At 60.6% G+C, this 7,017-nt stretch carries 5 protein-coding genes; 3 read left to right on the top strand and 2 right to left on the bottom strand.

The window, feature by feature from the left end:
* The first annotated feature begins 238 nt into the window (after positions 1 to 238).
* The 3 genes from BN873_RS15185 (at position 239) to BN873_RS15175 (ending at position 5,008) form a co-directional block, all read left to right on the top strand.
* Positions 239 to 1,684 carry a calcium-binding protein gene (locus tag BN873_RS15185; protein WP_048675559.1) on the top strand — a complete coding sequence of 482 codons (1,446 nt, stop codon included), beginning with the start codon at positions 239 to 241 and terminating at the stop codon, positions 1,682 to 1,684.
* 150 nt (positions 1,685 to 1,834) lie between these two features.
* Positions 1,835 to 3,520: a type I secretion system permease/ATPase gene (locus tag BN873_RS15180; protein ID WP_048675555.1), complete on the top strand. Its 1,686-nt coding sequence runs from the start codon at positions 1,835 to 1,837 to the stop codon at positions 3,518 to 3,520.
* Positions 3,521 to 3,619: 99 nt separating this feature from the next.
* Positions 3,620 to 5,008, top strand: a complete 1,389-nt coding sequence (locus BN873_RS15175; RefSeq protein WP_048675552.1) for an HlyD family type I secretion periplasmic adaptor subunit — start codon at positions 3,620 to 3,622, stop codon at positions 5,006 to 5,008.
* Positions 5,009 to 5,047: 39 nt separating this feature from the next.
* On the opposite strand, the gene BN873_RS15170 is transcribed toward BN873_RS15175, so the two are convergent.
* Entirely contained in the window at positions 5,048 to 6,316 is a 1,269-nt protein-coding gene (locus BN873_RS15170; protein ID WP_048675549.1) for a S8 family serine peptidase, read from the bottom strand.
* Positions 6,313 to 7,017, bottom strand: a complete 705-nt coding sequence (locus tag BN873_RS15165; RefSeq protein WP_048675546.1) for an anti-sigma factor family protein — start codon at positions 7,015 to 7,017, stop codon at positions 6,313 to 6,315. The genes BN873_RS15170 and BN873_RS15165 overlap by 4 nt, the downstream gene beginning before the upstream one ends.

The following is a 7,017-nucleotide window of genomic DNA, read 5'->3' as shown; positions in this document are numbered from 1 at the left end:
TGGTTTGAGGCGAAACTCGCTATCATCCGCCCCGCCATCCGCACCTATCTGACTAATCCACTTTACAGGCTACCGGCAACTGCGTAACTCCTAAAATTTTTACATTTGGGTTAAACCATCAGACCGTCACCTGGAAATAGATCGGTAAGGGGAAGGCGAAATAGGCCCGACCTTGAAAACCTTCGGTTCGCGTTGAGCCGGACATCGTTCAAATCTGTTTATTTCTGGGAGACTGACCATGGCGTTTAATCGTGAAACCTCATTGACCTCAGGCAACGATACCTATACGGCCCCCAATGATAGCCTTACCGATAAAATCAAAGGCTTGGGCGGCAACGATACGATCAACGGTAACGGTGGCGCGGATGAACTCTTCGGCGATGGCGAGTGGTTCGATGTGTTCGTCAACGACGGTAATGACACCCTGCACGGCAATGACGGCAACGATATCCTGCATGGGGGCAACGGGGCCGACCGGCTCTTCGGTGATGCGGGAACCGACACGCTGTACGGCGATGGCGGCGACGACCGGCTGGACGGTGGCTCTAACGCAGACACCATGAAAGGTGGCGGTGGTAACGATGTCTATGTCGTTGACAATGTTAGTGATGTGGTTGACGACGATTTGCTGTTCGGCGGCACCGACCGGGTGGAAAGCTCGATTTCCTACGATTTAAGTGACGCCCATAACGTCGAAAATCTGACCCTGACCGGAACCGGCAGCATCAGTGGAACGGGCGATAACAGCGATAACGTCATCACCGGCAACAGCAGTTTCAACACTTTATCCGGCGGCGGCGGCAAAGACACGCTCAATGGCGGTGGCGGCGGGGATCGTCTGGACGGCGGAGCGGGCAGCGATACGATCCGGGGCGAAGGTGGCAATGACACTATCGTCATCAATTCCAGCAGCGAAACCGATGCTCTGATCGACGGCGGCCCCGATACCGATACGGTGGAAAGTTCGATCAGCTTTTCACTCAATTCGACCGTCAATGTCGAAAACCTGACCCTGGTCGGCACGTCGGCCATTAATGGGACTGGGAATGGTTCCGGTAATGTGATTACCGGCAACGTAGGCGCCAATGTGCTCAATGGTGGCGGCGGCAATGACACCCTGCGTGGCGATTTCGGCAACGACACTCTGATCGGTGGCAACGACAGCGATACGCTCAACGGTGGCCAGGGTAACGATGTGTTGAGCGGTGATCAGGGTTCGGACACCTTGGATGGGAGTTTTGACCGCGACCGTTACAGCGGTGGGTCAGAGAGTGACGTTATGATATTTGATGCCGATGATTTCGGCGCTGGTGCGAGCGCTGGCCAGTACGATGGCGGAACGGGCGTGGACACCGTGCGGCTCCGCGATCTGTTCGGTAGCCTGACGCTGGATCTACGGACGATGAATGATAATTTGATTCAGAACACCGAAGTATTCGATTTACGACCCGGCGCGACGAATGCTCAACTGTTTATCGAATTTAACGATGTTTTCGCCATCAACAGTAATCATAACCTACGCATCGAAGGTGATGCGGCGGATAAGGTGACAGTCACCGATTTCGGCTGGGACGATACCGGTCAGCAACAAACCATCGGCAATCAGGTTTACGATCTCTATACCAATGGCGCCGCGACGATGCTGGTCGATGCCGATATTCAGATCAGTGGCGTGTTCTCGTAAGCTGAATCACGGCTCCAACTCTATTAAAACGGCGCTTTTGGGCGCCGTTTTTTATGTGCGGTTAAACCTTTAACCCCTGGCTGGGGAATAACCGATAAACCGTCGTCGAATACGCCGCAACGCCCATGATCACTCAGCCAGGATTCCGCCATGCGCCGCTATCTCCGTCAATGCCGCGTCTATTTCCTCTATGCTGGACTGTTTAGCCTATTTCTCAATGTGCTGTTGCTGACTGTACCGCTGTACTCATTGCAAGTGTTCGACCGGGTGCTGGTCAGCCGTTCGGAAGCGACGTTGCTGGTGTTGACGGTGATGGCGGTCGGTGCGCTGTTGACCCAATTGCTGCTGGATCTCATTCGGGGCCGGTTGTTGCTGTTGGCGGGGGCTAGACTGGAAAATTTGCTCGGCCCGGTGGTGCTGGCGGGTACCTTGCGCAAGGCGTTGACTGCGGCTGACGCTGATCCCGCCGGTCTGGGCGATGTTGCGCAGCTACGCGGATTTCTTAGCGGCGGCACGCTCACGGCCCTGTTCGACGCGCCGTGGGCGCCACTTTATCTTGGGCTTATCGCGCTGCTTGATCCCGGTTTGGGGGTTATCACCGCTATTGGCGCACTCACTCTGGCCGCGCTTGCTTATATGAACGAGCGCTTCAGCCGCGAGCCGCTCAACGAAATCCAGCGTAAAGCGCGCGTGGCAGGGGCTATCGCAGATGCAGCGGCCCACAACGCCGAAGTGGTGCAGGCCCTGGGCCTGTTGCCCGCCTTGCGTCATCGCTGGCAACAGGCGAGTGGTGAGATGCTGGAGGCCTGGATGCGTTCCGGCCGGGCCGGTGGCGGCATCGGCGCCTTGAGTCGCTGCACTCGCTTACTGATCCAGGTTGCGGTGATGGCGGCCTCAGCCCGGCTCGTGATCGAACAGACCACCACATCGGGCGTCATGCTGGCCAGCACCCTGTTGCTGGGGCGGGCGCTGGCCCCGGTGGAAACTGCCATTGGCGGCTGGAAAACTTTACTTGAGGCTCGCGCCGCTTATCGGCGGCTAGATGTGTTGCTGGCCAAGCCAACCAGCGAGCCGGTCACTGCCTTGCCGGAACCGTCCGGTGCCATCACCGTCAGCAAGCTCGGTTACTGTGCGCCCGGTAGCGACCAGCCGCTCTTGCAAGGCGTCAGCTTCGCGCTAGAACCCGGCCAGACCCTGGGAATCATCGGTGGCAGCGGCAGCGGCAAATCGACCTTGGCGCGCTTGATCGCTGGTTGTTGGCAACCGAGCAGCGGTGAAATTCGCCTGGACGGCGCAACATTGGGGCAGTGGTCGCGGGAGCGGCTGGGCCAGCATATCGGTTATCTACCGCAGGATGTGCAACTGTTCGCCGGTACGGTGGCTGAGAACATCGCCCGTCTGAGTGAAGCCGACTCTGACCAAATTGTAGCCGCCGCCCGCTTGGCGCACGCCCACGCTATGATCCTGCATTTGCGGCAGGGCTACGATACCAAGCTGGGTCCGAACGGCGTGGGGCTGTCAGGTGGCCAACGCCAGCGGGTCGCGCTCGCCCGCGCTGTGTTTGGTATGCCGCGCTTGGTGGTGCTGGACGAACCCGACGCCAGTCTCGACCGCGACGGTGAACAGGCCCTGCGAGCGACATTACAGGCCCTACGCGCCGCTGGTGCGACGGTGATCGTGGTCAGCCATCGCACGACCTTGTTGCCGGAAATGGACCGCTTGCTGGTGCTTAAGGACGGACAACCGCAACTGTTCGGCTCGCGCGAGGCGGTGTTAAAGCGATTGCAGGGCGGCAACGCGGTCGCGCCCCAGGTTATTCGCGGCGGGAAGCCCTAAACGGGCGCCACGGCAGATGAGACTGACACGGTGGTGAACCTTTCATCCGGTGCGGGGGAACTACTGCTAAACCCTCCTTCTGATGACAGGAAAACCGCCATGACTGCTGATGCCGTTATTTTCCAGATGACCGCTAAAAAACCGACTCGTGAGGCGGAGCAAAACTTAAGCCCGGTCCCAGATTCTACCGCTGCTGCGGTGCTTACCGAGGGGCAGCGGGTGATTCGAGTGGGCTTGCTGGTGGTCATAGCAGCTTTCGGTGTTGGCGGGGTGATGTTCGGTCAAGCGCCGCTGGCGGGCGCGGTTCTCGCCTCCGGCGTGGTGAAAGTCGCCGATAACCGTAAGAGCGTGCAGCATCTCGAAGGTGGCATCGTCAAAGAAATCCGGGTTCGCAACGGCGACCCGGTTGTCGCCGGACAAACCCTGATCGTGTTGGAAGATGAGCGGGCCGCCGCTAATTTGGATTTGCTGGCTGGCCAGTGGGAGGCAACGGCGGCCAAGGCGGCCCGGTTGCAAGCTGAGCGCGATGTTCGCCCCGAACCGGATTTTCCGGCCCGCCTGCGAGCGCGGGCTGCCGATGCGCGGGTGGCGGACCTGTTGCGCATGGAAATCACGCTATTTCACACCAAGCGGGCGGCGTTGGACCGCCAGTTGACCTCCCTTGACCAGCAAATCAGCGAAATCGACCGAGAGCAAGCCAGCCTTCAGGCGCAATTTGATGCGGGCAAGGAAGCCAATCGGTTATTGGCCGAGGAAGTGGGCGCCAATGAAGCCGGTGAACAGCGGCAGATCGTGTCCAAGGTTCAGGTTTTGGCGCTCAAGCGCGCTCAGCAGGAGCGCCTGGCGCGGCAGGCAGAACTGACCGGCGCCATGGCTCGGTCGCGGCAGCGCAGAGAGGAACTGCGGGCGCGCGCGACGGCGCTGCGCAATCAATATAGCCAAGCCGCCGCCGACGAACTGACGGCGGTCAAGGCAACGCTGGCTGATCTGGATGAGAAACAACGGCCTTCGCGCGATGCCGTCAATCGGCAAGCCATCGTGGCCCCCATCGCCGGTCAGGTGGTCGATTTACAGTTGTTCACAGTCGGTGGAGTAGCGCGGCCGGGCGAGCGCTTGCTGGACATCGTGCCAGATTCCGAGCCGTTGTTGATCGAAGCGCGCATCGGTCTTGATGATATCGACGACTTGCGACTGAATCAGCCGGCCGACATTCGGCTAACTGCGTACCCGACCCGCACGACACCGTTATTGACCGGTGTGGTGCGTTACCTTTCCGCCGATCAATTGGTCGATGCGCGTACCGGCGCACCACACTATATCGCGCAAGTGGCGGTCGATGCCGCCTCGCTCGCGCAAGCTGGCGGCAGGGTTCGCCTTCAACCGGGTATGCGCGCTGAAGTTTTCGTCAAGACCGGTGAGCGCACCGTCATTGACTACCTGCTGGAGCCGGTGGCGGCCACCCTGCGGCGGGCGCTGCGTGAGCATTGAGCGTCTCGGGCAAAAGGCGCACGCAGTCTTTGCAGCGCTTCAGGGGCAGCGCAGGGTGGGATTTTGGGTGGCTAGCGCCGCGCAAGCATCGACGATTCCCAGCCGTGAAACCCCTGCCGGTGCTGATCCGGCGGTTGGCCTGACGGTGGCGCGCAACACGGCTCTGACCTGATCGGGCGTCGCTTGCGGAGTTTGCTGTAACAGCAAGGCAACGACGCCGGTGACATGCGCGGCAGCTAGCGAACTGCCGGACATCAGGGTGTAGCCAGCGTTTGGCGCCGGGGCGACCACCTCCACGCCGGGTGCGGCGGCCACGAATCGAATGCTGGGCCAGTGCGGTGTGGTGACGTGGCCGTTGACATCGCAAGCAACCGCCGGAATGACGGTAGTGAGCGACGCAGGAAACCCCGGATCGACCGGATTGTCCAGTGTCGCCACAACCACGACGATCCCATTCCGTTCGGCGGTTGCCAGCAAGCGCGCCAGCAAATCATCCACGCCGCCACCAAGGCTCAAGTTCAACACCTTGATCCGGTGGGTTATGGCGTAATCCACCGCTTTTGCCAGCGTCCAGCTACTGCACCGGGCTTTGCTGGCGGCCGGGTCCGAATACCAGCACGATTTCAGCACCGTCAGCCGGCTATCGGGCGCGATGCCCTCGATCCCGCTATCCCCGGCGCGGGCGCCGATGACGCCAGCAATGGCTGTACCGTGCCGGTCGCTGCGAAAGGAGGGTTCACCGCCTTCCACAAACGTAGCGGTTTCGACGATTCGCCCGCGCAGGTTGGGATGATCGGTGTCAGCCCCGGTATCGACGACGGCGACGCTGACATCACGACCGGTGCTGACACGGTGCGCTAGATCGGCCCGCAGTAATTTTGCACCGTAAGCCAGTTCGTAGTACGCAGTGGCTGCTCCGGTTTGCAAGCCTTCAAAAGTTTGGTTGCGTTGGGCTAACTCAACCCGTGGATCGGCTTTGATCTGACTGAGCACCGCATCAACCGACTGCTCGACGGGCACCTGAAAGACCAAACACTGAACGCCGATGGAGGTTAGGGGAAATTCGCCGACCGGCCGGAGCTGGTGACGGGCTTGCAAGTCGCGGGTGATGCTCGGCCAGTCCGAGCGCAATCGGTCGGGCAGCGCCACGATGATCTGGCGGGCCTGCAATTGCTTGGGGACACCGGGTTCGTCGATGGCCGCTGATGCGGGTGAATCGGGCAGCTCAGCCGTGCCAGCGCAACTGCATAGCGCTATCAGGACTGCGGTGGCCATAGCGGTCAGTCGCTGCTGTTTTGTCAAGGTCATAGAGAGCCTCCATCGTTGAGTGTTTCAACCAGTCGGACTTGAGGGCGCGCGCGGAGCTTGCCGACTACATCAGCGACAAGGTGCGCCGTCGGCTCGCTCTTTGGCAGGGCAATCGTATAAACGCCCAGCGCCGTCGGCCCGGCGATGATGCCACCGTCGATTTCTTGCAGCAGGTTTTGGATCTCTTTGACTGTGGTGGCGTCGGCAAAAACCACGCGCAGGCGCGGCCCGGTGGTCGATGGCCAGTGAGCGGCATCCGATAGGGTTTCGTAGTCCGAAAGCGGGCGAGTTCCGGGTAGCGCCACCATCAGCAGCAGTGCCGCCACTGCCATGCTTTCCAGCGCCAGCGTCCAGCGGACTGGATTGGGGGTTGTTCCCAGCCAATTTCTCAAGTGTTCGAGCAGGCTAGGGCGACGGGTTGCAGCCGACGCCGATTTGCGTTCCATTGGGTCGATTTGCGCCAGCAGTCGGTCAAAACCGTCCGGCGCTGGTTGCCAGTCCTCCATTTGGTGTTCTCGGTGGATGGCCTGTGCCAGCGCCTGGCACTGCGCCAGTTCCTGACGGCAGGCAGCGCAGTGGGCGAGGTGTTGCTCCACCGTCGTGGTTTCATCGGGGGTCAGGGTGCCGTTGGTATACCAGGGCAGCAGCGCCTCAATATCCTCGTGCATGTTTGGCGATGGGTCGGTCAGGGTCGTCGTCAT

Origin of the sequence: Candidatus Competibacter denitrificans Run_A_D11, assembly GCF_001051235.1 — a bacterium.
Lineage (GTDB): Bacteria > Pseudomonadota > Gammaproteobacteria > Competibacterales > Competibacteraceae > Competibacter_A > Competibacter_A denitrificans.
Note: the sequence above shows the minus strand (reverse complement) of the source record. Positions and strands in the feature narration are given on the sequence as shown.